The organism is Dactylosporangium aurantiacum, from assembly GCF_000716715.1.
In the GTDB taxonomy this organism is placed as follows: Bacteria; Actinomycetota; Actinomycetes; order Mycobacteriales; family Micromonosporaceae; genus Dactylosporangium; species Dactylosporangium aurantiacum.
Map to the genome: position 1 here is coordinate 64395 of NZ_JNYJ01000041.1, position 24050 is coordinate 88444.

Annotated in this window: 20 protein-coding genes; 5 read left to right on the forward strand and 15 right to left on the reverse strand. The window is 73.4% G+C overall.

Features of this window, described 5'->3' with window-relative positions; translation table 11 throughout:
- Positions 1 to 33: 33 nt before the first annotated feature.
- From OP18_RS37095 to OP18_RS37125, 7 genes are read right to left on the reverse strand one after another with little or no spacing between them, the layout of a single operon-like run.
- Positions 34 to 1818: an ABC transporter ATP-binding protein gene (locus OP18_RS37095; RefSeq protein ID WP_245635653.1), complete on the reverse strand. Its 1785-nt coding sequence runs from the start codon at positions 1816 to 1818 to the stop codon at positions 34 to 36.
- The gene (locus OP18_RS37100) at positions 1815 to 3554 is read right to left on the reverse strand and encodes an ABC transporter transmembrane domain-containing protein (protein ID WP_033363833.1); all 1740 of its coding nucleotides are present in this window, start codon (positions 3552 to 3554) and stop codon (positions 1815 to 1817) included. The genes OP18_RS37095 and OP18_RS37100 overlap by 4 nt, the downstream gene beginning before the upstream one ends.
- A 1-nt stretch (position 3555) precedes the next feature.
- Positions 3556 to 3795 carry an MbtH family protein gene (locus tag OP18_RS37105; RefSeq protein WP_033363834.1) on the reverse strand — a complete coding sequence of 80 codons (240 nt, stop codon included), beginning with the start codon at positions 3793 to 3795 and terminating at the stop codon, positions 3556 to 3558.
- A 32-nt stretch (positions 3796 to 3827) separates the two neighbouring features.
- Positions 3828 to 4628, reverse strand: coding sequence for an ABC transporter ATP-binding protein (locus OP18_RS37110; protein ID WP_211273786.1), 801 nt, complete (start codon positions 4626 to 4628; stop codon positions 3828 to 3830).
- Between the two features lie 2 nt (positions 4629 to 4630).
- Positions 4631 to 5740: a FecCD family ABC transporter permease gene (locus OP18_RS37115; RefSeq protein ID WP_081971429.1), complete on the reverse strand. Its 1110-nt coding sequence runs from the start codon at positions 5738 to 5740 to the stop codon at positions 4631 to 4633.
- Positions 5737 to 6843 (reverse strand): FecCD family ABC transporter permease, encoded by a 1107-nt coding sequence (locus OP18_RS37120; protein ID WP_245635654.1) that lies wholly within the window; start codon positions 6841 to 6843, stop codon positions 5737 to 5739. Before OP18_RS37120 ends, OP18_RS37115 begins: the two co-directional genes overlap by 4 nt.
- Complete coding sequence (locus OP18_RS37125) at positions 6840 to 8180, reverse strand: lysine N(6)-hydroxylase/L-ornithine N(5)-oxygenase family protein (RefSeq protein ID WP_033363836.1); 1341 nt, start codon at positions 8178 to 8180, stop codon at positions 6840 to 6842. Before OP18_RS37125 ends, OP18_RS37120 begins: the two co-directional genes overlap by 4 nt.
- Positions 8181 to 8380: 200 nt before the next feature.
- Between OP18_RS37125 and OP18_RS37130 the strand changes: the two genes are divergently transcribed.
- Positions 8381 to 9328, forward strand: coding sequence for a methionyl-tRNA formyltransferase (locus OP18_RS37130; protein ID WP_033363837.1), 948 nt, complete (start codon positions 8381 to 8383; stop codon positions 9326 to 9328).
- 13 nt (positions 9329 to 9341) lie between these two features.
- Here OP18_RS37130 and OP18_RS37135 read toward each other — a convergent pair whose 3' ends face one another.
- From OP18_RS37135 to OP18_RS37145, 3 genes are all read right to left on the reverse strand, one after another.
- Positions 9342 to 10226, reverse strand: a complete 885-nt coding sequence (locus OP18_RS37135) for an expansin EXLX1 family cellulose-binding protein (protein WP_245635655.1) — start codon at positions 10224 to 10226, stop codon at positions 9342 to 9344.
- Between the two features lie 126 nt (positions 10227 to 10352).
- On the reverse strand, positions 10353 to 11186 hold the full coding sequence (locus OP18_RS37140; protein ID WP_033363838.1) for a PIG-L family deacetylase: 834 nt from the start codon (positions 11184 to 11186) through the stop codon (positions 10353 to 10355).
- Positions 11187 to 11256: 70 nt separating this feature from the next.
- Positions 11257 to 12237 carry an NAD(P)-dependent alcohol dehydrogenase gene (locus OP18_RS37145; RefSeq protein ID WP_033363839.1) on the reverse strand — a complete coding sequence of 327 codons (981 nt, stop codon included), beginning with the start codon at positions 12235 to 12237 and terminating at the stop codon, positions 11257 to 11259.
- Between the two features lie 130 nt (positions 12238 to 12367).
- Here OP18_RS37145 and OP18_RS37150 point away from each other — a divergent pair, with 130 nt between their 5' ends.
- The gene (locus OP18_RS37150; protein WP_033363889.1) at positions 12368 to 13066 is read left to right on the forward strand and encodes a TetR/AcrR family transcriptional regulator C-terminal domain-containing protein; all 699 of its coding nucleotides are present in this window, start codon (positions 12368 to 12370) and stop codon (positions 13064 to 13066) included.
- Positions 13067 to 13129: 63 nt separating this feature from the next.
- Positions 13130 to 14359 (forward strand): Clp protease N-terminal domain-containing protein, encoded by a 1230-nt coding sequence (locus OP18_RS61175; RefSeq protein ID WP_033363840.1) that lies wholly within the window; start codon positions 13130 to 13132, stop codon positions 14357 to 14359.
- On the opposite strand, the gene OP18_RS37160 is transcribed toward OP18_RS61175, so the two are convergent.
- The 3 genes from OP18_RS37160 to OP18_RS37170 are packed head-to-tail and all read right to left on the reverse strand — an operon-like array spanning position 14349 to position 17336.
- Positions 14349 to 15176, reverse strand: a complete 828-nt coding sequence (locus OP18_RS37160) for a carbohydrate ABC transporter permease (RefSeq protein ID WP_081971436.1) — start codon at positions 15174 to 15176, stop codon at positions 14349 to 14351. The two genes, OP18_RS61175 and OP18_RS37160, sit on opposite strands and share 11 nt — an antisense overlap.
- A gap of 5 nt (positions 15177 to 15181) precedes the next feature.
- A complete protein-coding gene (locus tag OP18_RS37165) occupies positions 15182 to 16150 on the reverse strand; it encodes a carbohydrate ABC transporter permease (protein WP_033363841.1) in 969 nt (322 codons plus the stop codon).
- Positions 16151 to 16160: 10 nt separating this feature from the next.
- Positions 16161 to 17336: an extracellular solute-binding protein gene (locus OP18_RS37170; RefSeq protein ID WP_211273787.1), complete on the reverse strand. Its 1176-nt coding sequence runs from the start codon at positions 17334 to 17336 to the stop codon at positions 16161 to 16163.
- 261 nt (positions 17337 to 17597) lie between these two features.
- Here OP18_RS37170 and OP18_RS37175 point away from each other — a divergent pair, with 261 nt between their 5' ends.
- On the forward strand, positions 17598 to 18602 hold the full coding sequence (locus OP18_RS37175; RefSeq protein ID WP_245635656.1) for a LacI family DNA-binding transcriptional regulator: 1005 nt from the start codon (positions 17598 to 17600) through the stop codon (positions 18600 to 18602).
- Between the two features lie 127 nt (positions 18603 to 18729).
- Positions 18730 to 21072 carry a beta-xylosidase/alpha-l-arabinosidase gene (locus OP18_RS37180; RefSeq protein ID WP_033363843.1) on the forward strand — a complete coding sequence of 781 codons (2343 nt, stop codon included), beginning with the start codon at positions 18730 to 18732 and terminating at the stop codon, positions 21070 to 21072.
- Between the two features lie 63 nt (positions 21073 to 21135).
- Here the strand turns inward: OP18_RS37180 and OP18_RS57950 are convergent, their stop codons facing one another.
- Both OP18_RS57950 and OP18_RS57955 read right to left on the reverse strand, forming a co-directional pair.
- Positions 21136 to 22488, reverse strand: a complete 1353-nt coding sequence (locus OP18_RS57950; RefSeq protein WP_033363844.1) for an extracellular catalytic domain type 1 short-chain-length polyhydroxyalkanoate depolymerase — start codon at positions 22486 to 22488, stop codon at positions 21136 to 21138.
- A 12-nt stretch (positions 22489 to 22500) separates the two neighbouring features.
- Positions 22501 to 23862: a glycoside hydrolase family 10 protein gene (locus OP18_RS57955; protein WP_033363845.1), complete on the reverse strand. Its 1362-nt coding sequence runs from the start codon at positions 23860 to 23862 to the stop codon at positions 22501 to 22503.
- Positions 23863 to 24050 lie beyond the last annotated feature (188 nt).

The following is a 24050-nucleotide window of genomic DNA, read 5'->3' on the forward strand; positions in this document are numbered from 1 at the left end:
CTCTGCGCTTGTTCGGAAAAAGACGGTGGTGGTCTACTCGGCCGGCAGCGGGGCGCGTGACTCCCAGGCGGCCCACAGCCGCGCGTACCGGCCGCCGGCGAGGAGCAGCTCGTCGTGGCTGCCCTCCTCGGCGACCCGGCCGCCCTCCAGGACGACGACCCGGTCCGCGGACCTGGCCTGGGTGAGCCGGTGCGCGACCACGAGGGTGGTCCGCCCGGCGGTCGCGGCGAGCGCGGCGTCCTCCAGGTCGCGGGCGCCGTAGCTGCCGGCCTCGGCGGTGGCCTCGTCGAGGATCGCGACCGCCGGATCGGCCAGGACGAGCCGGGCGAGGGCGACCTGCTGCGCCCGGGCGGCGGTCAGCTCGTGGCCGCCCTCCCCGACGACGGTGCGCAGGCCGTCGGGCAGCGCCCTGACCCACCCGGCCGCGCCGACGGCCGCCAGGGCCGCCGCGACCTGCTCGTCGCTCGCGCCGGGCCGGGCCAGGCGCAGGTCCTCGACGAGCGGGCCGGCGAAGACGTGGGTCTCCTGGCTGACGATGGCGACGTTGGTACGCAGCGTCGCCGGGTCCATGAGGGTGACGGGCATCCCGCCGATGGTCGCGGTCCCCTCGGCCGGGCGCAGGATCCCGGCGGCGACCGCGGCGAGGGTCGACTTGCCGGCGCCGGTCGAGCCGACGAGCGCGACCCGCTGCCCGGCGTCGATGCGCAGGTCGACGCCGTGCAGGACCTCGGGTCCGCCGGGGTAGCCGAAGCGCACGCCGCGCAGCCGCAGGGTCGCGTCGCGCGGCGGCGGCCCCTCCCAGGCGGGACCGGCGGGCTCGTCGGCGATGGTGACGACGCCGACCAGCCGGGCCAGGCCGGCGCCGCCCGCCTGCAGCTCGTCGAACGTGTACAGCAGCATCGACACCGGGTTGAACAGCCGGTGGAACAGCACGGCCGCCGTGGCGGTGCCGCCGACCGTCACCGAGCCCTCCCGCACCAGCCAGAAGCCGGTGACGACGATGACGGTGAGCCCGGCGAACTCGGCCCGGTTGATCCGGCCGACGAACCGGGTGAAGAGGCCGAACACGCTGACGGACACGTCGCGGGCGCGGGCGGAGGCGGCGTCGATGCCGCGCAGGTGCGGCGCCTCCAGCCGGTACGCGTGCACCGTGCGCAGCCCCTGCACGCTCTCCAGCAGCAGCTGGGACCGTTCGCCGGCGGCGGCGCGTTCCACGGCGTAGCCGGGGGCGGAACGGGGCAGGTACCAGCGCAGCGCCAGCACGTACAGGGGCACGGTGACGAGCCCGGCGAGGCCGAGCCGCCAGTCGATGCCGACCATCGCGGCGATGCTCAGCGCGGCCAGCAGCACCGACGACGTCATCGTCGGCAGCACGTCGGTGACGGCCTTGTCGACCGCGGCGACGTCCGCCCCGACCCGCGACATGAGCTCGCCCTTGCCGGCCCGCTCCAGGCGGGTCGCCGGCAGCGTGACCGCCCGTTCGACGGTGTCCTCCCGCAGCCGGGCCAGGATCCGGCCGCCGAGCCGGGCGATCAGGTAGCTGGACACCGCGGTGCCGACCCCGGCGACGAGGGCGGCGGCCGCGATGACGACGGTGATGCCGACGATGTCGGAGGCGGGCGCGCCGGCGCGGACCCGGTCGACGAGGACGCCGAGGGCGTAGACCGGGGTCACGCCGGCCGCGGCGGCGAGCAGGCCGACGGCGGCCGCGGCGGCCGCCTCGCCCCGGCGGGCCCGCAGCGCGCCGCGCAGCCACCGCAGCGTCTCGTGCCCGTCCGCGATCGGCAGCGGCCCGCCGCCGGGCTTCGCGTCGCTCACCGCAGCACCACCTTCCGGTAGTCGTCGTGGGCGCCGAGCTCGGCGTGGCCGCCCTCGGCGGTGACCCGGCCGTCGTCGACGACGACGACCCGGTCGGTGACGGCGAGCAGCGCGGGGCTGCTGGTGACCACGACGGTCGTGTACCTGCCGCCGGCCGGGTCGCCGTGACGCAGCGCGCGGACGGCCCGGGCGATCGACTGCTCGGTGACGGTGTCGACGGCGGTGGTCGGGTCGTGCAGCACCAGGATCGGTGGGCGGGCCAGCAGCGCCCTGGCCAGGGCGAGCCGCTGCCGCTGCCCGCCGGAGAGGGTGAGGCCGCGCTCCTCCACGTGCCGGTCCAGCCCGTCGGGGTGGTCGGTGACGACCCGGTCCGCGGCGGACGCGGCGAGCGCCTCACGCAGCGCCGCGGGATCGGCCGGCGCGGTCCGCTCCGGCGCCGGGTCCGTGGCGCCGGTGCGGGCGGTGACGTTGGCCGTGACGGTGCCGGTGAACAGGTCGGTGTGGTGCGGCTCGACCAGCAGGGCGGCCCTCGCGGCGGCCGGTGCGAGGTCGTGCAGCGGCACCCCGCCGACCAGGATCCCGCCCTCGAAGTCGCCGGGTGGGACCCCGCCGGCGAGCAGCCGCACGAGCGCCTCGCCGTCGGCGGCGCGGGGCGTCACGATCCCGAGAAGCTCGCCGGGGCGCACCGTCAGGTCGAGCCCTTCCAGGCTCCCGTGCCGCACCCCGCGCAGCACCAGGTCCGGCACCGGCACCGGCTGCCGCGCCGCCCCCTCGGGCAGCAGCAGGTCGGCGCCGAGGACGAGGGCGGCCCGGTCGGCGGAGGCGCGGGCCTCGGCGACCCAGCTCGGCACGATCGCGAGCAACCCGATCGGCTCCAGCAGGAACTGGGCCAGGCCGATCACCATGATGAACTCGCCGACGCTGATCCGCCCGTCGAGGGCGAACCAGCCGGCGAGCACGGCGACGCCGCACGCGAGCAGGGCGCTGCCGGTGGTCGAGAACGCCAGCGACCGGCTGGTGGTGGCGGCGGCGCGCAGCGCGGCGCGCAGCGACGCCTGGCTCACGTCGCGGTACCGGCGGGCGGCGGCCCGTTCGGCGCCGAGCCCGCGCAGCGGCCGGACCCCGCTGACCAGGTCGGTGGCCAGCGCGGTGGCCTTACCGGCCAGCTCCTGCTGCTCGGTAACCCGGCGGGTGATGAGCGGGCCGGCGAACTGCATGCCGACCAGCACGACCGGGGTACCGACGAGCACGACCAGCCCGAGCCGCCAGTCGACGGCGAGCAGCACGGCGGCGCTGACCCCGGTGGCGGTGACCGCGCCGGCGATCCGCGGCACGTAGTCCAGCAGGTACGACACGTTGTCGGCGTCGGTGCTGGACACCGTGAGCAGCTCACCGGCGCGCAGGTCGGTGCGCAGCCGCCGCGGGTGCATGATCTTCGCGGCCAGCTCGCCGCGCAGCAGGTACGCCTCGCCGGCGATGGCGAGCATCAGCTGGCGCGCGCCGAAGCGGTAGCACAGGTGCAGGCCGGTGAAGAGCGCGCCGAGCGCGGCGACCCACAGCAGCAGGGCCGTGCCGTCGCCGGGCGCCACGGCGCGGTCGATGCCGACGCCGATGAGGACCGGCACCGCCGCCTCGGCGAGCTGGTGCAGGCTGATGAGGCCGGTGCCGGCGGTGAGCCGGCGCCGGTTGCGGGTGATGGACCGCCGCAGGATGCGGCGGCCGGTGACCGGCGCCATCTCAGGCGGCCGCGGCGGTGTCCCGCGCCATGCTCTCGCGGAGGCTCCTGGGCCGTAGGTCGGTCCAGTGCCGCTCGACGTAGTCCAGGCACTCCTGGCGCCCGGTCCGGCCGTTCTCGCCGAAGACGATGCGCCAGCCGGCCGGCACCGCGGCGAACGTCGGCCACAGCGAGTGCTGGTCCTCGTCGTTGACGAGCACGAAGAACGTGCCGTTCTCGTCGTCGAACGGGTTGCTGGACATGCTGGTCGTTCCCCTTTCAGGAGGGTTGCGGGTCAGCGCGACGCGGCGTGCAGGGCGCCGGCGCGCGGGATGACGAGCGGGGTGCCGGTCTCCGGGTCGGCGATGATGCGGCACGGCAGGCCGAAGACGTCCTCGACGAGGTCACCGGTGACGACGTGCCGCGGGTCGCCCTCGGCGACGACGACACCGGCGCGCATGACCACGATGTGGTCGGCGTACCGGCAGGCGTGGTTGAGGTCGTGCAGGACGGCGACCATCGTGGTGCCCTGCTCGCGGTTGAGCCGCAGGCACAGGTCGAGCAGCTCGACCTGGTGGGCGATGTCCAGGAACGTGGTCGGCTCGTCGAGCAGCACGATCGGGGTCTGCTGGGCCAGCACCATCGCGACCCAGACCCGCTGCCGCTGCCCGCCGGAGAGTGTGTCGACCAGCTCGCCGGACAGCTCGGCGACGCCGGTGGCGTCCATCGCGGCGGCGACCGCGGCCTCGTCGGCGGCGGACCACTGCCGCAGCAGCCGCTGGTGCGGGTACCGGCCGCGGGCGACGAGCTCGGCGACGGTGATGCCGTCGGGCGCGACGGACGACTGCGGCAGCAGCCCGAGCCGCCGGGCGACCTCCTTCGCCGGGTACGCCTGGATGGCCCTGCCGTCCAGCAGCACCTGCCCCTTGGACGGGGTGAGCAGCCGGGACAGGGCCCGCAGCAGCGTCGACTTGCCGCACGCGTTGGGCCCGACGATGACGGTGAACCGCCCGTCGGGGACCGCCAGGTCCAGGTCGGTGCTGATCGTCCTGCGGTCGTAGCCGACGGTGATGCCGTCCGCGCGCAACCGGGTCATGCTCATCTCCTCGCCTGGCGGGCCAGTAGCCACACGAAATACAGGCCACCGATCGACACGGTGACCACGCCGACCGGCAGCTGCGTCGGCGCGAACGCCCGCTGCGCCGCGTGGTCGCTCACCATGAGCAGCAGGGCGCCCATCGCCGCGGACGGGGCCAGGGCGGTCCCGGCGGTGCGGGCCAGCCGGTGCGCGAGCTGCGGCGCGGCGAGCGCCACGAACGAGATCGGCCCGGCGACGGCGGTCGCGGCGGCGATGAGCGCCACGCCGAGGGCCAGGTACGCCAGGCGGGTGCGGTCGACGGCGACGCCGACCGCGGCCGCGGCGTCGTCGCCGAGCTCCAGCACCTGCAGCTTGCGGCCGAGCGCGAGCACCGCCACGCAGAGCGCGCCGATCGCCACGGCGGCGGGCGTGACCTGGGGCCAGCCGAGGCCGTTGAGGGTGCCCTTGCCCCAGATCGTGGCCGAGACGGCGGTCTGCAGGTCGACCTTGATGATGAACCACTGGTTGACCGAGCTGAGCAGGGCGCTGACGGCAATGCCGACGATGATGAGCCGGAAGCCCTGCACCCCGCGGCGCAGCGACAGCAGGTAGACCAGGGCGGCGGTGGCGAGGCCGCCGATCAGGGCGGCGGCGGCGGTCTGCGGGTAGCCGCGGCCGACGAACACGACGCAGACGAGCACGCCGGTGTACGCGCCGGTGCTGAACCCCAGCACGTCGGGGCTGCCGAGCGGGTTGCGGGTCAGCGCCTGGAAGATGGCGCCGGACAGGCCCATCGCGGCGCCGGCCAGCAGGGCGAGCAGCACCCTGGGCAGGCGCCACTCTACGACGACGAGGCGCACCGCGCGGGGGCCCTCGCCGGTGAGCGCCCGCAGCACCTCGGCCGGGGTGGCGGTGAACTCGCCGCTGCCGAGCGCGACGACGCCGACGGCGGCCGCGGCGAGCAGCAGCACGGCGGTGGTGGCGGCGGTGCGGACCCCGGCGCGGACCGAGACGGCGGGGCCGAGCCGCAGCACCAGCACCGACCGCCCGAAGTCGACGCCCCACCGCCCCGCCGCGCCGCGGCTCGTGCCCGGTCCGCCGTGGCTGCCGGTGCCCGTGCCGGGCTTCACAGCGCGCTCGCCGAGCGGCGGCGGACCAGCCAGATGAGCACGGGCGCGCCGACGAACGCGGTGACGATCCCCGCCTGCAGCTCGCCGGGGCGCAGCACGACCCGCCCGACGATGTCGGCGGCGAGCAGCAGCGTGGGCCCGCCGACGAGGGTGAACGCGAAGATCCACCGCTGGTCGGGCCCGGTGATCCAGCGGGCCACGTGCGGCACCATCAGCCCGACGAAGCCGATCGGCCCGACCGCCGCGGTCGCCGCGCCGGCGAGCAGGGTCACCGACAGCACCGCGCCGGCCCGGGTGCGGCCGAGGTTCGCGCCGAGGGACCGGGCCAGGTCGTCGCCGAGCGCGACGGTGTTCAGCGACCGGGCCACCAGCAGCGCCAGGACGAGCCCGGCGGCCATGAACGGCGCGACGGCGCCGATGACGTCCCAGCCGCGGCCGGTGAGCGCGCCGACGTCCCAGAACCGCAGGTAGTAGAAGGCTCTCGGGCGCACCAGCCGGACCCCGGCGGCGGCGCCGTCCAGCACGGCGCCGAGCGCGACGCCGGCCAGCAGCAGCCGCACCGGGGTGGCGGGGCCGCGGCCGACGGCGGCGAGGGCGTACACGAGCAGCATCGCCACGACCACGCCGGCGAACGCGAACCAGACGTAGGCGGTGACGCTGGACAGGCCGAGCAGGCCGATCGCGACGGCGACGAACAGTCCGGCACCGGCGTTGACGCCGAGGACCTGCGGGTCGGCGAGGGGGTTGCGGGTGACGGCCTGGATGACGGCGCCGCAGATGCCGAGGGAGGCGCCGGCGAGGACGGCCAGGACGGTCCGCGGCACCCGCAGGTCCCGCACGATCGACTGGTCACTGGTGCCGGTGTAGTGCGCGAACGCGTCCCAGATGACGGCCGGCGACAGGTGTTTGGTACCGACGACGACGCTGAGCAGGCAGCACACCGCGAGCACCGCGACGGACCCGGCGAGCCACGCCGCGCGGCGGGCGTTCGTGGCGGCCACGCCGACCGTCTTCGTGGCCGGCACCACGGCACGCCCGGGTGCCTCGGGACGTGCCGTGGTGAGCGTCGCGGCCGGTGGCTCCGCCGGGGCCGGGCGGGTCACGCGTAGGAGGCGGCTCGGCCCGAGCCGGACAGTGCGGGCGCCGCGTGGCGCCGGCCGCAGACCGACTCGAGGATCTCCGCGGCGCGGGTCGCGGTGTTGGACAGCAGCGACGAGCTGATGCCGTGCGTGTGCTCGGTGCCGCCCTGCAGGTAGATCCCGGCCCGCACGCCGGCGTCGGTGCGCACCCGGTAGTCGCGCTCGACCACGGCGCGGCCCCGCTCGTCGTGGTGGCAGCGGCCGGCCAGCTCGCCGAGCAGCGGGAACGGGTCGGCGGGCGCGTACCCGGTGGCGCAGACGAGCACGTCGGCGTCCAGGACGGTCCGCGCGCCGGTGAGCATCGACTCCACCGTCACGGCGACCCGGCCGGCGAGCTCCTCGGCGGCGGTCAGCCGGGACACGTTGAGCAGCCGCAGCCGCGGCGCGCCGAGCACCTTCTCCCGGTAGACCCGCTTGTAGAGCGCCTCGATGAGGTCGGTGTCCACGACGGAGTAGTTGGTGTTGGCGTGGTACCCCAGCAGCATCGACTTCACCTGCGTGGACGCCTCGAAGTAGTCGTCGACGGCGAGCGGGTCGAAGATGCGGTTGGCGAACGGGCTGTCGTCGGCGGGGCTGTAGCCGTAGCGGGACAGCACCCCGCACACCTCGGCCGACGGGAAGCGCTCGTGCAGGAAGGCGGTCACCTCGGCCGCGCTCTGCCCGGCGCCGACGACCACGAACCGGGACGGGTCGGTGCCGGCCAGCGTGTCCACATTGGTCAGCAGGTCGCGGCTGTGCCAGATCCGCTGGGACGCGGCGATGCCGGGCGGCAGCGCGGGGCGCAGGCCGCTGGCGAGCACGACGTTGCGGGTGCGCACGACGCCGCGGGCGCCGGCGGCGTCGCGGACCTCGACGTCGTAGGCGTCCACGACGCCGTCGGTGACGACCGGCCGGACCGCGGTGACGTCCTGGCCGTAGCGGACCATGTGCCGCACGCGGAGGGCCGCCCATTCCAGGTAGTCGTGGAACTCCACGCGCAGCGGGAACAGGCTCTTGTGGTTGACGAAGTCGATGAGCCGGCCGCGCTCGTGCAGGTAGCACAGGAAGCTGAAGGAGCTCGTCGGGTCGCGCATGGTGACCAGGTCCTTCAGGAACGACACCTGCATCGTCGCGTCCTCGATGAGCATGCCGCGGTGCCAGCCGAACGCGGCCTGCCGCTCCAGGAACAGCGCGCGCACCGGCGGTGCGGCGGCGTCGGCGCGTTCGTGCACGGCGATCGCCAGCGCCAGGTTCGACGGGCCGAAGCCCACCCCGACCAGGTCGAAGACCGGCACGGTGTCGTCCTGGCGCAACTGTGGCATCGCAGTCCCATCGTCCACGTCGAGACCGGCTCGACCGTTCCACCGCCGCACGTCCAGCGAGTCAAAGTTAGGGCAGCCTAACCTAAGTCATGCGCCTTGTCACGATCCGAGCGTCGCTGTACCGGGAATGAAGGTTAGACTAACCTAACCTCCGATCGAAGGCTATGGCATCGAAACCCGCCACTCATCCAGGAGGCCCCATGCGCGTCGTGATGTTCGGATATCAGACCTGGGGCCATCGCACGCTCCAGGCGCTGTTGGCCTCCGAACACGAGGTCACGCTGGTCGTCACGCACCCGGCGAGCGACCACCCGTACGAGCGGATCTGGAACGACTCCGTGGCCGACCTCGCCGCCGCGCACGGGATCGAGGTCCTCGTCCGGGACCGGCCCGGCGACCCGGAGCTGCTCGACCGGCTCAAGCTGGCCGACCCTGACGTGATCGTCGCGACGAACTGGCGCACCTGGATCCCGCCGGAGATCTTCCAGCTGCCCCGGTACGGCACCCTCAACGTGCACGACTCGCTGCTGCCCGCGTACGGCGGCTTCTCGCCGCTGATCTGGGCCCTCATCAACGGCGAGCGGGAGGTCGGGGTCACCGCGCACATGATGGACGCCGAGCTGGACGCCGGCGACATCGTGCTGCAGCGGGCGGTGCCCGTCGGCGACCGGGACACCACGACGGACCTGTTCCACAGGACCCTGGCCCTGTTCGGCCCGATCACCGTGGGGGGTCTGGACCTGATCGCGTCCGGGCGCACCGACTGGACCCCGCAGGACCGCTCCAGGGCCAGCTTCTTCCACAAGCGGGCCGAGGAGGACAGCCGCATCGACTGGACGTGGCCGGCGGAGGACCTCGACCGGCTGGTGCGGGCGCAGTCGGACCCGTATCCGAACGCGTTCACGTACCACCGTGGCCGCCGCATCCGCATCGTCGGCGCCTCGGTCTCCAAGGGCCGGTACGGCGGCACCCCCGGCCGGATCTTCATCCGCGAGGGCGACGCCGTGGTGATCGTGGCCGGTGCCGAGGCTCGCCGCGGGCGCGGCCACGGCCTGGCGGTGGAGCGGATCCGCACCGAGGACGGCACCGAGCTGGCCGCGGCCGACTACTTCACCACGATGGGCGGCTACCTCACCGCCCGCCGCTGACCACGCGACCGGCTCAGCCGCAGCGCTTCGGCGGCTGGGCAGCGGCCGTGGTGGCCGGCCCGTCCGCACCGGCCGCGGCGTCCGAGCTGTCCGAGACCGCCGGGCCCGACGCCGTCGCCGTGGCCGACGCCGTGGCGGTGACGGACCTGCTCGCCGCCGGGGTCTTCGGCGCCACCGAGGTCGCCGTGGCGCCGGGGCGCTGCACGGTGCCGACGGTCAGGGTCACCCCGGTCAGCGTCGTGCGGCGGCCGGCGGTGTCGGTCGCGCGGATCGTGAACGGTCCGGTGCCGGCGCCGTTCTGGGCGATCCAGTAGTTGTAATCGGTGTGGCTGAGCGCCTTCCAGCCGCCGCCGGCCTGGATCTCCACAGTGGACAGCGGGTTGCCGGTGTTGTCCAGGCGCAGCGCCAGCCAGTAGCGCGACGAGCCCTCCTTCACCCGCACCGTCACCGGGCCGGGCACGGGCGGGTTGACGACCCTGCTGTAGGTCACCTTGATGATGCCGGCGACCGGGTCGCCGATCTTCGCGAACGCCTGCCGGCTGAGGTCCAGGTGGCCGGGTGCGCACTCCGGGCAGCGGTCGGTGACCTTCACCCGGACCGTGCCCTTGGGGCCCTTCACGTCCAGGTAGCCGCCGCACGCGGCGCCGGCGGCGTACTCGGCGTTGCCGAGGGCCACCACCATCGGGTTGGCCACCTGGTCGAACGAGCAGTTGCCGCCGCCGTCGGCGGCGTAGTAGGTGGCCTGCCCGGACGACACGGCGGGCGCGGCGCAGGCGGCGCCGGACGCCTGCGCGACGAGCGCGACGGTCGCGGTGCCCGCGACGACGGCGCCGGCGGCCGCGACGACCCACGTGCGCCGGCGCAGCCACCAGGGCGGGGGTTCGGGGTTGTCGAGCACGTCCGGCATCGTAGCCGGGGGCCGGCCGCCGCCGGCCCCACCAAAGCAACGCTTAAGACTGTCCTCAACCTCACTCCGCGCCCGGCGCGGTGCCGTCGTCGTTGTGCGGTGTCGCCGTGCCGTGGCTCAGCGCAGGCCGGCGAACAGGTCGTCCTCCGGCAGCGGGGCGCCGGTCGTGTCCCGCACCCGCACGAACGTCTCCACGCCCATCAGCTCGGTGAACGTCTCCTTGCCCATGCGCAGGAAGAAGATGTTCTCGCCCTGGCTGGCGTGGGCGGCGAGCGCGTCGAACTTCTGCGACCCGTACGCCTTGGTGTCGACCCACGTCGAGATCTCCTCGTCGGGCAGGCCCATCGGCGGCCCGGCCGGCGGCGCGTCCGGGTCCGGCTCGGGGAACTCGACGCCGAGCTCGCGCAGCGTCCTGCCGAACGCCTCCATCCCGGAGCGCGGCACCGTCGTCCAGTACACCTTGGCCGGGCTGCCGGCGAGCTCGACCGCCGCCATCGTGATGCGGTGCGCCTGGATGTGGTCGGGGTGGCCGTAGAAGCCGTTCTCGTCGTAGGTGACGATGACGTCGGGCTCGTACTTGCCGATCAGCTCGGCGAGCCGCTGCGCGGCGTCGGTCACGGGCGTGGTCCAGAACGAGCCGGCCGCGTCGTTCGTCGGCCAGCCCATCATCCCGGAGTCGGGGTAGCCGAGCACCTCCAGGTGCGTGACCTTCAGCGCGGCGCAGCTGGCCTCCAGCTCCCGCAGCCGCATCGCGGCCACCGCGTCGGGGTCGTGCCCCGGCTCCCCCGGCTTGACCCCGCCGGGCCCGTCGCCGCACCGTCCGTCGGTGCACGTCACCAGCACGGTGGTGACGCCCTCGTCGGCGTACCTCGCCAGCACGCCGCCCGTGCCGGTCGCCTCGTCGTCAGGGTGCGCGTGCACCGCCATCAGCGTCAGGGGTCGCTTCGCCATGCACCCACCCTATCCACCACCGTGCCACCGCCCGGGATCGCTGCCGTTGACGCGGCGTAGCGGCGACGGCTCAGACGGTGAGGACGACCTTCGCGCGGGCGTGCTCGACCTCGAGGTAGCGCACCGCCTGCGCGGCCTCGCCGAACGGGAAGGTGCGGTCGATGACCGGGGTGAGCGCCCCGGACTCCGCGAGCTCGCGCAGCGTGGCGAGGTTCTCCTGGCTGGGCACCGCGGTGAGCACGCGCACCCGGTGGCGCACGAACCGCGACACCAGCCGTCCCCGGGCGATCAGACCGATCGGGCCGAGGAGGCTGCCGCCCTCGAAGACGCCGCCGCCGGAGAGCACGAGGGTGCCGGTCGGGGTCAGCACCCGGCGGCAGTCCGCGAGGGAGCGATTGCCGACGAGGTCGAACACGACGTCGTACCGGACGTCGCCGGCGCGGGTGAAGTCCTCCCGGGTGTAGTCGACGACGTGGTCGGCGCCCAGGGACCGGACCAGGTCGAGGTTCCTGGTGCTGCAGACGCCGGTGACCCGGGCGCCGAGCGCCTTGGCCAGCTGCACGGCGAACGTGCCGACGCCGCCGGACGCGCCGTTGACGAGCACGTGCTGCCCGGCGCGCAGGCCGGCCGCGTCGCGCAGGCCCATGAGGGCGGTGTTGCCCGCCAGCGGCAGCGCGGCGGCCTGCTCGAACGTCAGGTTGGCCGGCTTGGTCTCCAGCGCGCCGGTCTCGGGCACCCGCACGTACTCGGCGAACGCGGCGTCGGTCTCGCCGAACACCTCGTCGCCGGGGCGCAGGCGGGTGACCCCGGCGCCGACGGCCTCGACCCGGCCGGCGAAGTCGGTGCCCCGGATCCGCACCTTGGGCGCGGCGAGCCCGAAGTCCAGCCGGGCGAGGTACGGGTCGCCGCGCATGACGTGCCAGTCGCGGGCGTTGACCGAGGCGGCGTGCACCCGCACGAGCACCTCCCCCGGGCCGGCCTCGAGTGGCTCGACCTCGCCGAGCCGCAGCACGTCGGACGGGCCGTAGCGGTCCTGGACGATCGCCTTCATGAAGTCCTCCTGGTGACGGCGGCGGTGGCAGGTGTACGGCGTACACCTGCTGCGTCAACGGTAGGGTGTACGGTGTACACCCGTCAAGAGGCGATAGTGTCAGCGGCTGCGGAAAGGGACGGTGGTCGAGGTGGCGCAACAGGTGGACACGGCCCGTCGGGCGCCGCTGACCAGGGACCTCGTCCTGCGCGCCGCTGTGGAGCTGGCCGACGGCACCGGGATCGACGCGCTCAGCATGCGCAAGCTCGCCCAGGCGCTCGGCGTCGTGCCGATGGCGCTGTACAAGCACGTCACCAACAAGGAGGAGCTGCTCGACGGGATGCTCGACGTGGTGGTCGGCGAGATCGACCCGCCCGCCGCGGGCGAGGACTGGCAGCGCGCCGTCCGGCAGCGGATCCTGTCCGCGCGGCGGGCCCTGCTGCGCCACCCGTGGGCGTCGCGGGTGCTGGAGTCGCGGACCGCGCCGACGCCGGTCGTGCTGGCCTACCTCGACTCGATGATGGGCATGTTCCGGGCCGGCGGCTTCTCCGTCGACCTGACCCACCACGTGATGCACGCGATGGGCAGCCGCATCATGGGCTTCTCCCAGGAGCTGTTCGGCGCCCCGGCGGCCGGCGGCCAGGACGCCGCGCAGGACGTCGACCCGGAGACGGCCCGGCAGCTGGCCGCGCGGTTGCCGTACATCACGGAGATCACCACGCGGGTCGCGCACGACGACGCGTCGGTGGTCGGCAGCGGCTGCGACGACCAGTTCGAGTTCGAGTTCTCCCTCGACCTGCTGCTCGACGGCTTCGAACGGCTGCGCCGGGAGGGCTGGACGTCCCGCTGACCACCACCGGCGCGGGACGCCGCAGCGTGCGCCCGTACGCCACAATCGGCGCCGGGGGTGCGCATGTCTACCGAGCCGGAGTTCGGCGGCAGGGTCGCCGGGGTGTTGCGGGGGGCGGTGCTGTCGCCGGTTCGGCCGGCGGAGCCGGCGCCGGTCGTGGACGCGTCGACGCTGCTGATGCTGAGCGTCGGCGGCGAGTCCGCCCACCTGGAAGCCATGCGGCGGGTGGCCCGCCGGGTGGCGGCCGAACCCGGCCACCGGTCATGGCGGCCGCCGGCCACGCCCTGGACGGACGGGCTGGTGGTCGTCGCCGGCCCCGACCCGGTGTCCCAGGCCCTGCGCGAGGCGGAGCTGATGACCCGGGCCACCGGATGGCCGGCGGGCCGCGAACGGGTGCGGTGGCACACCTCGGCGGTCGCGGCGCTGTGGGCGGCGCTGGACGAGGCGCGGCAGCCCGGGGTCGGGGTCGCCGGGCACATCCACCTGGTCGCCGGCCTGCTCCGGGACCCGGCCGGGGCCCTGGAGGGGGTGCGGGCCGACGCCGGCGAGTTGGTCGCGGCGCTGCGCGCCGAGCCGGCCTGGCGGGAGCCCGGCGAGCCGCACCTGCCGGCGGTGGCGCAGCTCGGCATGGCGCGGGAGCTGCACGACCGCGCCGGCGTGGCCGGCTGGTTCGACCGCCGGATCCGCCACGGCGAGGTCGGCGGCAGCCGCTACGGCAGCGCGGTCGCGCCGAGCGTCATGTGGGAGGCGATGCGCCAGGTGGTCCGCCTCGACGACGGCCCGGTCACCGCCGCGCACCTGCTGCTCGGTGTCGTGGGCACGGGCGCGCAGCTGCGCACCGCCGGCCGGACCATGCGCGCGGGGCTGCGGCCGTACGAGAGCGCGACGGACGTCCTCGACGCGCACGGCGTCACCGAGGCCCGCGTGATCCAGGCGCTGCCGGCGGTGCGCCCGGCGCGGCCGGTCGTCGTGCCGAAGGGCCGCGCCCAGCGGGTCATCCGCACGGTCTGGCCGGCGTGGACCGCGGAGGCGGTCGGGGTCGTCGACCTGGCGGTCGAGCTGGCCCGCGCCGCCGGGCACCCCGCGACGGGATCGTCGCACCTGGTGCTCGCGGCCCTGCACGACGCCGGCGACACGGACGGCACGGCGGTGCGGCTGCTACGGGCCGTCGGTGCCGACCCGGGTGCCGTGCGCGCCGCCGTCGAACCGGCACTGGCGGCGGTCGAGGCCGCACCCTCGCCGGGGAGACGCGCCGATCGGTCCCCGGCGAAGGCGCGGCGGCTCAGCCCTTGACCGATCCGGTGAGACCACCGACGATGTGCCGTTCGGCGAACACGAAGAAACCGATCGCGGGGATCATCGACGCCGCGGTGTAGGCGAGGATGCGGGCCGTGTCCTGGGAGAACTGGGACTGGAACGCGGCCACGCCGAGCGGCAGGGTGAAGTTCGACGGGTCGCTGAGCACCAGCAGCGGCAGCAGGTAGGCGTTCCAGCTGGTGACGAACGCGAGGATGGCGACCGTGGTGAGCGCGGGCCGGCTCAGCGGGATCAGGATCCGCCAGAAGAAGCCGAGCCGCCCGGCGCCGTCCATCGCCGCCGCGTCCTCCAGCTCGCCGGGGATCGCGGCCATGAACGGGCGCAGGATGACGATCGTGATCGGCAGGGCGAACGCGGCCTGCGGCAGCGCCACCCCGAACGGGTTCTCCAGCAGGTCCAGCTCGCGCAGCAGCAGGTACAGCGGCAGGGCCGCCGCCGTGAGCGGGAACAGCAGACCCAGCGTGAACAGCGTGTAGAGCGACTCCCGCCCGCTGAACGTGTAGCGGGACAGCGCGAACGCCGCCATCGCGCCCACGCTGACGGCGAGGGCGGTGGTGATGACGGAGATGAGCGTGCTGTTGCCCATCGCCTGCCAGAACACGTCGGACGTGAGCACGTCGGCGTAGTTCTCCAGGTTCCACGGGCTCGGCCAGCCGACCGGCTCGTTGTTGATCTGGGCGTTGGTGCGGAACCCGCCCAGGATGGTGAACAGCAGCGGCACGACGGTCACGCCGACGACGAGCAGCACGATGAGGTACGTGAACGGCGTCCCCAGGGACATGCGCTTGTTCATGCCGGTCACCTTCTGGTCCCAGTCAGTGCGCCCTGCAGGTCGCGGCGCAGCGCGAAACGCTGGTACAGCAGGGCGAAGATGAAGCACACGACGAAGAGCACGACGGCGACGGCGCTGCCGAACCCGAACTCATACCGGCTGAAGCCGTGGTCGAGCAGGTAGGTCGCCATGGTGGCCGAGGCGCTCGCCGGACCGCCGAGCGTCATGATCCACACCAGGTCGAACAGTTGCAGCGACCCGATGACGGACAGGAAGATCCAGATCCGGATGGTGGGGCCGAGCAGTGGCAGCACGATGTGGCGGGTCGTGGCCCACGGGGACGCGCCGTCGGTGGAGGCGGCCTCCCGCAGCTCGGCCGGGATGCTCTGCAGGCCGGCGAGGAGCAGGATCACGCCGAAGCCGATGTACTTCCAGGTGATGACCACGAACAGCGTGTAGAGCACCAGGTCACCGTCGGCGAGCCAGGTCTGGATCAGGCCACCGGCGCCGACCGCCTTGAACAGCTGGTCGACCAGGCCGCCGGGCTGCAGCATCAGCAGCCACACGACCGCGGTGATCGCCTCCGACAGCACGTACGGCGCGAAGACCACCAGGCGCAGCACCGCCCGCCCGCGGATCTTCCGGTTGAGCAGCAGCGCCAGGGCGATGGACAGCGGCAGCTGGACGACCACGGACAGCACCGCGATGATCAGGTTGTGCAGCAGCGCGGACCGGAAGACCTCGTCCTCCAGGACCCGCTGGTAGTTGGCCAGTCCGTACGGGGTGCGGGGGCTGAAGCCGGTCCATTTGTAGAAGCTGTAGTAGACGGCGACCGCGATCGGCAGCAGCACGAACCCGATGAACAGCACCAGCGCCGGGCTCAGCAGCAGCGCGAGCTCCAGCCGGGTGGTGCGGCGCCCCGGCCGGCGGGCCGGCCGCGATGACTCGCGGCCGGCCTGCTTCGCGGGCGCCGTTGCGGCGGCAACGGTTCCCATCAGTGACCCATCACTTGTTCGCGACCGCCTTGTTGAAGGCGTCGACGATGCCCTGCGGCGTGCCCTTGCCGGCGAAGAAGTCGGCGATGGCGTCGTTGAGTGCCTGCCCGACGCTCGTCGGCAGGGCCTGGTCGAAGTACACCTGGATGAACGGTGCCTTGTTCAGGTAGTCCTGCACGGTCTTGAGCGTGGGGTCCTGGATCGCGGAGATCGCCGCCGGGTTCGCCGGGAGGCTGATCGTGTTGCTCTGCACCAGCTTCTGCTGGACCGGGGCGCTGGCGATGTACTTGAGGAAGTCGGCGCAGGCCGGACCGGCCTTCACCGCGCAGGAGTAGCCGTCGCCGCCGCCGAGCGCGGTGCCCGGGGTGCCCTTGCCACCGGCGATGGTGGGGAACGGGAACCAGCTGAGCTTCTTGGCGTATTCCTTGTCCTCGGTGAGCGGGATCATCGTGGGCAGCTCCCAGTCACCCTGCAGCTCCATCGCGGCCTTGCCGTTGGCGACCAGACCGGCGGAGCTGCCGGCGCCCTGCTGGGCGGGGGTGCCGAGGAAGGCCTCCTGGAACGGCTTGGTGTCGAGGAACGCCTTGAGGTCCTCACCGGCCTTGACCCAGCACGGGTCGTCCATCTTGAGGCTCTTGGTGGTGTTCTTCACCGTGTCCAGGGAGCACTCGCGGATCGCGAAGTAGGACCACCAGAAGGCGTCGGGCCACTTGTCCTTGCCACCGAGGGCGATCGGGGCGATGTTCTTGGCCTTCAGCTTGGTGACGGCGGTGTTGAGCTCCTCCATCGTGGTCGGCGGGGCGGTGATGCCGGCCTGCTCGAACAGGTCCTTGCGGTACCAGAAGCCGACGACGTGCAGGCCGAATGGCACGCCGTACTGCTTGCCCTCGACCTGCCAGCCCTTGGCGCCGGCGCCGAGCTCGGAGATCCAGCTCGAGGTCGCGTCGGTGATGTCCAGCAGCTTGCCGGACTCCACCTGCGTGGCCAGGGCGCCGCCGCCCCATTGCTGGAAGATGCTCGGCGGGGTGGGCGACTGCAGCGCCACCGAGATCTTGGTCTTCAGTGCCTCGTTCTGTGCCGGTTCGACCTTGAACGACACATTCGGGTGGTCGGCGTGGTACTGGTCGGCGATCGACTGCCAGACGCCCTTGGCGGGGTCCTGGGCGCCGTTGTGCCACCAGGTCAAGGTCGTGGCGGCATTCGGGTCGCCGCTCGTTCCAGGTTCGTCGTCACCGCATGCGGTCAGGGAGGGGACCGCCACCGCAAGTGCGATGGCAATCGTGGCCAGCCTCCGTGGGGTGCTCAGGCGGACGTTCAAAGTGATCATCTCCTGACGGGGGCGAGCCGAGCCGAAGGGCTCGGCCCTCGATGACCGCAGAGTCTCCGCCTCGGGAACTCCGCTTGTCAATCGTTGTTGATATCGTTATCGGAAGTTACTCTGCCACTCGTGAAGCCCAGTTCTCGAATCACGATCCGGGACGTCGCCGCGACCGCGGGCGTCTCGGTGGCGACGGTGTCCAAGGTGCTCAACGCCCGTTACGGGGTGTCCGCCGCAACCAGTGCACACGTCCAGTCCGTCATCCGCGAGCTGGGTTACGAGGCGAGCCTCGTGGCGCAGAGCCTGCGCAACCACAAGACCAACGTGATCGGCATCCTGGTCGCCGACCTGGAGCCGTTCAGCACCGAGCTGCTCAAGGGTGCCGCGAAGGCGATCAAGGGCACCGGCTACGAGCTGGTCGTCTACTCCGCCGGCGGGCGCACCAGCGACCAGGCCGGCTGGGAGCAGCGCTACCTGTCGCGGCTGTCCGGCACCCTCATCGACGGCGCGGTGCTGGTCACGCCGACCGTGGTGGACGTCGACTACGGCACCGCGGTGGTGGCCGTCGACCCGCACGCCGGCCCGTCCGGCCTGCCGACCGTCGACTCGGACAACCTCAACGGCGCCAGGCTCGGCACCCAGCACCTGCTCGACCTCGGTCACCGCCGCATCGCGATGATCACCGGACGGCCCGACCTGGAGTCCTCCAGGCTGCGTGAGCGGGGCTTCCGGGAGGCGATGCAGGACGCCGGCGTGCCCGTCGACCCGGACCTGATCCAGGTCGGCGACTACGACCCGGACTCCTCCGCCGCCGCGGCCCGGCTCCTGCTCGAGGGTCCGGACCGGCCCACCGCCATCTTCGGCGCCAACGACGTCTCGGCGATCGTCGCGGTCGAGGTCGCGGCCTCGATGGGCCTGCGGGTCCCCGACGACCTGTCGGTCGTCGGCTTCGACAACGTGCCCGAGGCGGCCCTGGCCAGTCCGGCGCTCACCACCGTCGAGCAGCCGATCCACGCCATGGGCCAGCGCGCGATCGAGCTGCTCATCAAGCTGATCCACAACGAACCGGTCGACACCACCCACGTGCGGCTCACGACCCGTCTCGTCGTGCGCCAGTCGACCCGTGCCGCCTGAAACCTTCCAAACGTCCAGCCACCCATCCCCGGCACGTCCAGGCACGTCCCCAGCGTCCCGAGACGCCGTGCGCAACGCCGCACGCGGCGCTCAGTGCCACCCTGCAACGAACATTGGAGCCCCGAGCGTGACACTCGACAGCGGCGTCTCCGCCGACACCTGGCGGGACACCACGGCGCCCGCGTCCGCACGCGTGGCCGACCTGATGACCCGGATGACCCTGCGCGAGAAGGTGGCGCAGATGTACGGCGCCTGGCTCGACGTCGACGACAGCGCCGGTGAGGTCGCGCCGCACCAGCACGATCAGACGCCCGACCCGATCGACTGGGCCGCCCTGCTCCCCCACGGTCTCGGCCAGGTGACCCGGGCCTACGGCACGACGCCGGTCGCACCGGCCGACGGTGCCCGGCGGGTCGCCAACCTGCAGCGCGAGATCATCGCGGCCGGCCGGTTCGGCATCCCGGCGATCATGCACGAGGAGTGCCTCACCGGCCTGGCCGCCTGGCAGGCGACCATCTACCCGGCGCCGCTGTCGTGGGGTGCCAGCTTCGACCCGGACCTGGTCGAGCGGATGGGCGCGCAGATCGGGCGCACCATGCACCGCCTCGGCATCCAGCAGGGCCTGGCCCCCGTCCTGGACGTGGTCCGGGACCTGCGCTGGGGTCGGGTCGAGGAGACCATCGGCGAGGACCCGCACCTGGTGGGCACCATCGGCGCCGCCTACGTGCGCGGCCTGGAGTCCGCGGGCGTCGTGGCGACGCTGAAGCACTTCGCCGGCTACTCCGCCTCCCGGGCCGGGCGCAACCTCGCGCCGGTGTCGATCGGGCCGCGCGAGCTCGCCGACGTGCTGCTGCCGCCGTTCGAGATGGCGCTGCGCGCCGGCGCCCGCTCGGTCATGAACAACTACACCGACCTCGACGGCGTCCCGGTCGCCGCCGACCCGGCGATGCTCACCGAGCTGCTGCGCGACCGGCTGCGCTTCGAGGGCACCGTCGTGTCGGACTACTTCGCGATCGCGTTCCTGCAGACGCTGCACGGGGTGGCCGCCTCCCGCGCAGACGCGGCGGCGCTGGCGCTGCGCGCCGGCATCGACGTGGAGCTGCCCGGCGCCAACTGCTACGGCGCCCCGCTGCTGGACGCCGTCGAGGCCGGTGACATCGACGAGGCCCTCATCGACCGGGCGGTGACCCGGATCCTGCTGCAGAAGTGCGAGCTGGGCCTGCTCGACGCCGACTGGCGGCCCGAGCCGCCGGCGCTGGACGAGGAGGGCTCGGCCGTCGACATCGACGAGCCCGACGCGCGGGACCTGGCCCGGCGGCTCGCGGAGCGCTCCGTGGTGCTGCTGCGCAACGCTCCCGTGGACGGCACGCCCGTGCTCCCCCTCGCGCCCGGGGCACGGCTCGCGGTCGTCGGGCCCGGCGCGGCGGAGTCCGGGGCGATGCTCGGCTGCTACTCCTTCCCCCGCCACGTCCTCGTGCACCACCCCGACGTGCCCGCCGGCGTGTCCATCCCCTCGGTGCTGGACGCGCTGAAGGCCGGCCACGACGTGACCTACGCGCAGGGCTGCCCCGTGCTCGGCGGCGACGACGAGCAGATCGCCGCCGCGGCCGAGGCCGCCGCCGGCGCCGACGTCTGCGTCGCGGTCCTCGGCGACCTGTCGGGCCTCTTCGGCGGCGGCACGTCCGGAGAGGGCTGCGACGCCGCCGACCTGCGGCTGCCCGGCCGCCAGGAGGAGCTGCTCGAGGCGCTGCTGGCCACCGGTACCCCGGTGGTGCTGGTCCTGCTGGTGGGCCGCCCGTACGAGCTGTCCCGGCAGATCGACCGGCTCGCCGCCGTGGTGTGCGGGTTCTTCCCCGGCGAGGAGGGCGCCGCCGCGATCGAGGGCGTCCTCAGCGGGCGCGTCGACCCGGCCGGCCGGCTGCCGGTGAGCTTCCCGGGTGCCGGGGCCAGCCAGCCGTCGACGTACCTCGCCGCACCCCTGGCGGCCAGCAGCGGCGTCAGCACCGTCGACCCGACGGCGCTGTTCCCGTTCGGCCACGGCCTGTCGTACACGCCGACGACCTGGGGCGAGGTCAGCCTCGGACCGGCCGGCGGCTGGGCCACCGACGGCACCGTCGAGGTGGCGGTGCCGGTGAGCAACGACGGCGACCGCGCGACCAGCACCGTCGTGCAGGTGTACCTGCACGACCCGGTCGCCGAGGTGGCCCGCCCCGAGCGGCAGCTGATCGCCGCGGCCCGGGTGGACCTGGACCCGGGGCAGTGCCGCACGGTCACCTTCGGGCTGCACGCCGACCTGCTGTCCTACACGGGCCGCGACGGGCGCCGGCTGGTCGAGCCGGGCGACGTGGAGCTGCGGGTGGCGCGCTCCAGCGCCGACGTGCACGCCGCGGTGCGGATCCCGGTCGTCGGGCCGCGCCGGGCCGTCGGGACCGACCGGCAGCTGCACCCACTGGTCACGATCACCGGCTGAGCGGCGACGAAAGGGCGGGACCCCGGCGGCGCAGCGGTCGGGGTCCCGCCCTTCGTCATGCGGTCAGGCGAGCGCGCAGGCGCTGCCGTTCAGGGTGAACGCGGGCGGCGTGCCCGTGTTGCCGGTGTGGTTCGCCTGGAACCCGAACGACGTCGAGCCGCCCGGCGGGATCGTCGCGTTGTAGCTGACGTTGCGGGCCGTGACCGCGCCCGAGGTGGGGCTGACGGTCGCGTTCCACGCCGACGTGACACTCTGCCCGGCCGGCAGCGTGAACCCGAGGGTCCAGCCGTTGACGGCGGTGGTCCCGGCGTTGGTGATCGTGACGGCCGTGGTCAGCCCGGTGTTCCAGGCATTCACGGTGTACGACACCCGGCAGCCACCGACCGGCGCCGGCACCGACCCCGAGGGCGAGGACGACGGGGAGGACGACGGCGAGCTCGACGGCGACCGGGAGGGCGAGGCCGACGCCGAGGACGGCGACGGGCTGGTGCCCCCGGACAGCCCGAAGAACGCGATGGCCATGGCGGCCTGCCCGGCCATCGGCAGCGAGTGCCCGACCCCGGCGATGCTGATGCCCTCGACCGGTGCCATGGTGCCCGTGCCGCCGTAGCGGGTGCGGGTCCAGTTCTGCTGCGGCTGGTCGGTGAACGCCGGCGTCTGGCTGACGCCGAGGACGTTCGTCCACTGCTCGATCTCCTCGCCGAAGTTCGGGTAGGCGAGGGTCGTGTCGGTGGTGCCGTGGAAGACCTGCATCCGCGGGCGGGGCCCGCTGTACCCGGGATAGGCGGCCCGGACCAGGTCACCCCACTGCTGCGGGGTCTTGTTCAGCTGCCCGCTGGAGCACTGGCTGTTCCAGGACGAGCCGTCGGTGGTGGCGAAGCAGCCGAACGGCACGCCCATGAACGCGGCACCGGCCTTGAACACGTCCGGGTAGTCGCCGAGCAGGACGTTGGTCATCATGCCGCCGGACGAGGCGCCGGTCACGAAGATCCGGTCCGGGTCGACGGCGTACCGCTGCTGGACGTACGTGACCATCGACATGATGCCGACCGGGTCGCTGCCGCCGCCGCGCCGCAGCGCCTGCGGCGAGGACACGTCGAAGCAGTTGCCGCTGCGGGTCGCGGACGGGTAGATCACGATGAACCCGTACCGGTCGGCCAGCGACGCGAACTCGGTGCCGGAGTAGAACGCGGGCCCGGAGCCGGTGCAGTAGTGCACGGCCACGAGGACCGCCGGCCGGGCCGCGACCGTGTTCGGCACGTACAGGTGCATGCGCAGGTTGGTCGGGTTGGTGCCGAAGCCGGTCACCTCGGTCAGGGTGGCAGCGGCCGCCGGCGAGGCGACCAGGGTGACGCCGGCGACCGCGACGGCCGCGACCGCGACCGCGGCGCCGAGGAGCCTGCGTAGGACGCGCATCTGCCGCTCCTCTCAGCTCGCCGAGCAGGACGGGGTGAGGGTGCCCGCGGTGCCCGTGCCCTGGAAGCCGAACTCCGTGAACTGGCCCGCGGCGATCCGGCCGTTGTACGACACGTTGCTGAACACGCTGCCGGACCGGTTGGTGTTCCAGGCGTTGGTGACGGTGGCACCGGACGGCAGCGGCAGGGTGACGGCCCAGCCGTTGGTGCCGTTCGCGCCGGCGGTGACGCGGACCGTGACGACGAACCCGCCCTGCCACTGGTCGACCCGGGCGACGGTGGCGGTGCAGCCGTCCGACGGGATCGGCGGCTGGCTGGAGCTGCTGCTGCTCACCGGCGGGGAGCTGGGCGGCGTCGAGGTCGGGTTGCCGCCGCCGAGCGCGGTCAGGGTGCTGGTGTAGGCGGGCTTCTTGTTGCCGTTGCCGTCGAAGAGCAGCGGGGTGCCGGACGCGCGCCACGAGTCGCTGTCGCGGATGCCCCACACGGTGATGCCGGTGCAGCGGGTCACGGCCAGGCAGGCCTGCACGACGCGGCGGTAGTTGTCGGCCTGCGTGGTGCCGGAGCCCTCGATGTCCAGCTCGGTGATCTGCACGTCGACGCCGAGGTTGGCGAAGCGCTGCAGGTTGGCCTGGTAGTCCGAGGGCACGGGGCTGGCGGAGTTGAAGTGCGACTGGAAGCCCACGCAGTCGATCGGCACGCCACGGGCCTTGAAGTCCTGCACCATCGCGTAGACGCCGTTGGACTTCGCGTTCTGCCCGTCGGTGTTGTAGTCGTTGTAGCAGAGCTTCGCGTCGGGGTCCGCGGCCCGCGCGGTGCGGAACGCGACCTCAATCCAGTCGTTGCCGGTGCGCTGCAGGTTCGAGTCGCGCCGGGCCCCGGAGCCGCCGTCGTCGAACGCCTCGTTCACCACGTCCCAGGCGTAGATCTTGCCCTTGTAGTGGGTGGCGACGTTCGTGATGTGGTTGACCATCGCGTTGCGCAGCGCGGTGCCGGACAGGCTCTGCGCCCAGCCGGGCTGCTGCTGGTGCCAGGCCAGGGCGTGCCCGCGCATCCGCTGGTTGTGCGACAGCGCCCGGTTCACGATCTGGTCGGCCGAGCCGTAGGAGAACGAGCCCTGTGACGGCTCGGTCGCGTCCCATTTCATCTCGTTCTCCGGCGTCACCATCCCGAACTCGCGGTCCAGGATGCCGGTGTAGACGGAGTCGCTCAGCTTGTACGCCGCGACCGCGGTGCCGAAGTAGCGGCCCTGCTCCGCCGCGGCGGCGTGCAACGTCGACGCCGCGGCGCCGGCGCTCGACGCGATGCCGAGGGCGACCACGACCGCCAGGGCACCGGCCCCGGCGGCGCCGAGCGCCCGTTTCCGTGTGTTGTCCATTGCCAAGCCCTTCGTTTCGAAACATGTTCGGCGGGGACCCGATCAGCATCACGGAATTGACCGACGTGCTCCTGCACCGAAGCCCGGCTTTCCTGCAACTACCGGGGTTGCCCTGCTGAAGACCGCCGGATGCACCCAGTTTCGAAAAACCAAAACTGAAACTTTCATTGATCTGCGCGGCTGTTTCT

Excerpts from the sequence above, each read along its gene's own strand:
- OP18_RS37100 (WP_033363833.1), bottom strand. The coding sequence starts at position 3,554 with ATGGCGCCGGTCACCGGCCGCCGCATCCTGCGGCGGTCCATCACCCGC.
- OP18_RS37105 (WP_033363834.1), bottom strand. The coding sequence starts at position 3,795 with ATGTCCAGCAACCCGTTCGACGACGAGAACGGCACGTTCTTCGTGCTC.
- OP18_RS37110 (WP_211273786.1), bottom strand. The coding sequence starts at position 4,628 with ATGACCCGGTTGCGCGCGGACGGCATCACCGTCGGCTACGACCGCAGG.
- OP18_RS37125 (WP_033363836.1), bottom strand. The coding sequence starts at position 8,180 with ATGCCACAGTTGCGCCAGGACGACACCGTGCCGGTCTTCGACCTGGTC.
- OP18_RS37130 (WP_033363837.1), top strand. The coding sequence starts at position 8,381 with ATGCGCGTCGTGATGTTCGGATATCAGACCTGGGGCCATCGCACGCTC.
- OP18_RS37140 (WP_033363838.1), bottom strand. The coding sequence starts at position 11,186 with ATGGCGAAGCGACCCCTGACGCTGATGGCGGTGCACGCGCACCCTGAC.
- OP18_RS37145 (WP_033363839.1), bottom strand. The coding sequence starts at position 12,237 with ATGAAGGCGATCGTCCAGGACCGCTACGGCCCGTCCGACGTGCTGCGG.
- OP18_RS61175 (WP_033363840.1), top strand. The coding sequence starts at position 13,130 with ATGTCTACCGAGCCGGAGTTCGGCGGCAGGGTCGCCGGGGTGTTGCGG.
- OP18_RS37160 (WP_081971436.1), bottom strand. The coding sequence starts at position 15,176 with ATGAACAAGCGCATGTCCCTGGGGACGCCGTTCACGTACCTCATCGTG.
- OP18_RS37165 (WP_033363841.1), bottom strand. The coding sequence starts at position 16,150 with ATGGGAACCGTTGCCGCCGCAACGGCGCCCGCGAAGCAGGCCGGCCGC.
- OP18_RS57950 (WP_033363844.1), bottom strand. The coding sequence starts at position 22,488 with ATGCGCGTCCTACGCAGGCTCCTCGGCGCCGCGGTCGCGGTCGCGGCC.
- OP18_RS57955 (WP_033363845.1), bottom strand. The coding sequence starts at position 23,862 with ATGGACAACACACGGAAACGGGCGCTCGGCGCCGCCGGGGCCGGTGCC.